Annotated in this window: 4 protein-coding genes; 2 read left to right on the forward strand and 2 right to left on the reverse strand. The window is 75.4% G+C overall.

Translation table 11 applies throughout. The features are described from left to right. Both B5D80_RS33245 and B5D80_RS32475 read left to right on the forward strand, forming a co-directional pair. A partial coding sequence (locus tag B5D80_RS33245) for a zinc finger domain-containing protein (RefSeq protein ID WP_144081845.1) occupies positions 1-76 on the forward strand: 76 nt, incomplete at its 5' end. Between the two features lie 224 nt (positions 77-300). Next, entirely contained in the window at positions 301-2520 is a 2220-nt protein-coding gene (locus B5D80_RS32475; protein ID WP_088647740.1) for an MMPL family transporter, read from the forward strand. A 97-nt stretch (positions 2521-2617) separates the two neighbouring features. Here the strand turns inward: B5D80_RS32475 and B5D80_RS32480 are convergent, their stop codons facing one another. After that, a complete protein-coding gene (locus B5D80_RS32480) occupies positions 2618-3523 on the reverse strand; it encodes an endo alpha-1,4 polygalactosaminidase (protein WP_088647741.1) in 906 nt (301 codons plus the stop codon). Positions 3524-3630: 107 nt separating this feature from the next. Beyond that, positions 3631-4191, reverse strand: a 561-nt coding sequence (locus B5D80_RS32485; protein WP_144081844.1) for a CAP domain-containing protein, incomplete at its 5' end; no start/stop codon positions are given.

Below are 4191 nucleotides of genomic sequence, written 5' to 3' on the forward strand. Positions count from 1 at the left end.
GGAGGCGTTCATGAACCGGTCGTCGTACAGCTGCCCCCGCTGTCAGCCCCGGCCCCGGGGCGCGCTCAGGGGCTGACCCCGAGCCGTTTCGGGGTTGCGCCGGTGTGCCGCGCCGTCGCCACCCCGGGCCGCCGCCGGATTTTCCCCGATCCACCCGGATCGGTCGTCCCGGGCGGCCCGACCCGGCCGCTCCGGCGTCCTCGGGGGCGGGCCGGGGCCGTTCCCCGATGTGCACCGGCGTCGCCGTCCCTAGCGTCAGCACGGTCGGCAGGGCGCCGGCGGGAAGGGGGCCCGACCGAGATGGGCGGCAGACCGGTGACGGTGCGGTTGGCACGGTGGAGCGCGGAGCATCCGTGGCGCGCGATCGCGCTCTGGGTGGTCTTCGTGGCGGTGTGCTTCGTCGGGGGCAACGCCGCCGGCCTGAACGAGGCCACCCAGGCCGACCAGGCGATCGGCGAGTCCGGTCACGCCGACGTGATCGTCACCGACGGGAAGTTCACCGATCCGGCGGTGGAGAACATCCTGATCACCCCGCGTACCGGCACCCTGGACCGGGCCGCCGCGCAGGCCGCGGCGACCGACGCGGCCGACCGGCTGCGGCAGGTCACCGGGGTGGCGTCGGTCGGCGAGCCGGTCCCGTCGCGCGACGGTGCCGCGCTGCTGGTGCCGGTCACCATGGCCGGTGACCCGGAGACCGCCGCCGACCGGGTGCAGCCGCTGCGCGACGCCACCGCCGACGCCCAGGCCGCCCACCCGCAACTGCGGATCGAGCAGGTCGGCGGCCCGTCGATCAACCAGGCGCTTGACGACACCCTAGGCCGGGACTTCAAGCGGGCCGAGCTGCTCAGCCTGCCGGTCACCCTGGCCATCCTGATCGTCGCCTTCGGCGCGCTGATCGCCGCCGGGGTGCCGGTGCTGCTGGCGCTCTCGTCGGTGGCCGCCGCGATGGGACTGTCCACCCTCGCCTCCCACCTGGTGCCCGCCACGGACACCACGGCCAGCGTGATCCTGCTGATCGGGATGGCCGTCGGGGTGGACTACTCGCTGTTCTACGTCCGACGGGAACGTGAGGAACGGGCGAAGGGCCGGTCCGGGCTGGACGCGGTGGAGATCGCCGCCGAGACGTCCGGGCACGCCGTGGTCGTGTCCGGCTTCGCGGTGATCATCTCGATGGCCGGCCTGATGCTCGCCGACGACGTGGTCTTCTCCTCCCTCGCCGTCGGCTCGATCCTGGTGGTCGCCGTCGCGGTGACCGGCTCGCTGACCGTGCTGCCGGCGCTGCTGGCCAAGCTGGGCCGCTGGGTGGACCGCCCCCGGGTGCCGCTGCTGTGGCGGCTCACCGCCCCCCGCGCCGGACGGCACGGGCAGCCGGCCCGGCCCCGGTTCTGGCCGGCGGTGCTGCGGCCCGCGCTGCGCGCACCCCGGGCCACCCTGATCGTCTCGGTGGGGCTGCTGCTCGCCCTGGCCGCCCCGGCCCTCGGCATGAAGCTGAAGTTCCCCGGCATGGAGGACCTGCCCCGGACCACCCCGGCGATGCAGGCGTACGACCGGCTGACCGCCGCCTTCCCGAGCACCGGCACCAGCCACACGGTCGCCGTACGGGCCCCCGCCGACCAGGCCGACCGGGTGCGCGCCGCGCTGACCGGGCTGGCCCGCACCGCCGCCGCCGACCCGCTGTTCGCCCCGGCCGAGGCGGACGGCCCGAAGATCGAGGTGTCGGCGGACCGCCGGGTGTCCGTGCTGGAGGTGGCCACCCCGTACGCCAGCCGGGACGACCGGTCGGTGCGTTCCCTGCACGAACTCCGCGACGACCTGCTGCCCGCCGCGCTGCGCGGCATCCCCGGCGTCGAGTACGCCGTGGGCGGCGGGGTGGCCGCCAGCGAGGACTACGCCCGGCACATCAAGGAGAAGCTGCCGCTGGTGATGGCGTTCGTGCTGGCGCTGACGTTCCTGGTGATGACCTGGACGTTCCGGTCGGTGGTGGTCGCCCTGACCTCGATCCTGCTCAACCTGCTCTCCGCCGGCGCCGCGTACGGCCTGCTGGTGCTGGTCTTCCAGGGCGAGTGGGCGCAGGACCTGCTCGGCTTCACCTCGATGGGGGCGATCGTCTCCTGGCTGCCGCTGTTCCTGTTCGTGGTGCTGTTCGGGCTCTCCATGGACTACCACGTCTTCGTGGTCAGCCGGATCAGGGAGGGCATCCGGGGCGGCCGGTCCAACGCCGACGCGGTCGCCTACGGCATCACCTCCTCGGCCGGGGTGGTGACCAGCGCGGCGATCGTGATGGTCGGGGTGTTCGCGATCTTCGCCTCGCTCAGCACGATCGACATGAAGCAGCTCGGCATCGGGCTGGCGGCGGCGATCCTGCTGGACGCCACGATCATCCGGGCGGTGGTGCTGCCGTCGGTGATGACCCTGCTCGGCGAGGCCAACTGGTGGGCCCCCCGGTTCCTGCGCCGCCGCGACCGGCCCGCCGCCACCCCACCGGCCGAACCGACGCCGGAGCTGGTCGGGGCGCACTGACCGGCCGGCGGACCCGCCGCCGGCGACCGCCCGCCCCGGGTGGTGCAGCGCCGTGGCCGGCGGCACGGGTGACCCGGACCGCGCATCGCGGTCCGGGTCACCGCGGCGTGCCCGGGACCGGCCCGGCAACGGTGGGGCAGGGCACCCGCCAGGCGTCCAGCTCCTGGTGCTTGCGGATCGAGGCGAAGCCGTAGCCGGTGGTGGTCACGCAGAACCGCTGCGGGTCACCGGTGTACTCGACGTGGAACACCGGTTTCCGCGCGTCGGCGAAGGGGAGCAGCCGGGCGCAGCGCCGTAACCTGACGCACTCCTCGTCGACCGCGAAGTCGAAGTCGGGTGCGAGGGCGGCCACCTGACCGACGTCGCCGACCAGGCCGGGGGAGAGGTCCAGGGAACGGGCCAGCCCGGCCGTCAGCCGGTTGAACAGCAACTGGTCGTCGAAGCCGAGCGGGAAGCCCGACCGGTGGGCGTACCCGTCGGCGTCGACGAGGGCCACCGCGCCGAACCCCTTGCCCCGGCAGAGCCGGAACCGGTCGGCCAGGACGGGCCGCAGCAGGTCCCACCGCCGTACGTCCACCCACCGGGTACCGGGCCGTCCGGCGGCAGCGCCGCGCACCGCCACCGGGTAGCGCTCGGCGTCCGGGTCCGTCCCGGCGTACGTCCCGACGGGCACGTGACAGATCAGCCGCCGGTCGCGCCGACGCAGCGCCCCGGTCTCGGCGGTGCTCACCCGCACCGGGTCGAGCAGGACGACGTCGGCGTCGACGGTGGTGTCGACCGGGCCGGTGAGCTGCCACTGCCACCGCCACTGCCGGGCGACGCCGGGCGGCCAGGGGGTCGGCGCGCCGGGCGGCCCGAGGTCGGGACGGCAGGCGTACACCGGGGTCAGCAGGGCGAGCGCCAGCGTGGCCGGCAGCACCCGGCGGGCCGGGCGGCGGCGCGGTGCCCGGGTGGGCAGGGGCGACCCGCCGCGCGTCGCGGACGCTGACGGCCGGATGCGCATCGGCGGCTCCCGGGTCCCGTGCGGTACGCCGCACGCCTCACCCGGTCCAACGAGAAGCCCCCGGCGACGACGCGGTCACGTCGTCGCCGGGGGCCGGCCGTCCCCGGTCAGCGCGGGGCGGCGAAGTCCTGCGTCCAGTACGGCCCGTTGCCGTTGGCCACCCCGACGCCGATCTCGGTGAACGCGCAGTTGAGGATGTTGGCCCGGTGACCGGAGCTGTTCATCCAGGCCTGCATCACCGCGGCCGGGGTCTGCTGGTTCCAGGCGACGTTCTCGCCGTAGGTGCGCCAGGCGTAGCCGGCCCGGTCCAGCCGCTGCCCGGCGTTGCTGCCGTCGCTGCCGGTGTGCGTCATGGTCTGGTGGTCGGCCTGGTCCTGGCTGTGCTGCTGGGCGGCGAGGGTCAGCTTGGCGTCGACGGTGACGGCGGCGCAGCCGGCCTTGGCCCGCTCGGCGTTGACCAGGTCGACGACCTGCTGGGCCTGGCTGCCCCCACCGCCGCCGCTGACCGCCGCCCGGGTGGTGGTGGGCGCGGCCGGGGCCACGGTGCCGGAGCCGCCCCGGGCGGTCGCCCGCGACGCCGCCTGGGTCCGGCTCGGGGTGGGCGTCGGCGTGGCGGTCCGGCTCGGTGACGGGCTCGCCGACGTCGGCGACGGGCTCGGTGTCGCGCT

This window comes from Micromonospora wenchangensis (genome assembly GCF_002210435.1).
Lineage (GTDB): Bacteria > Actinomycetota > Actinomycetes > Mycobacteriales > Micromonosporaceae > Micromonospora > Micromonospora wenchangensis.

Bases quoted from the DNA above. Each gene is read 5' to 3' on its own strand.
- B5D80_RS32480 (WP_088647741.1), bottom strand. From the start codon at position 3,523: ATGCGCATCCGGCCGTCAGCGTCCGCGACGCGCGGCGGGTCGCCCCTG.
- B5D80_RS32475 (WP_088647740.1), top strand. From the start codon at position 301: ATGGGCGGCAGACCGGTGACGGTGCGGTTGGCACGGTGGAGCGCGGAG.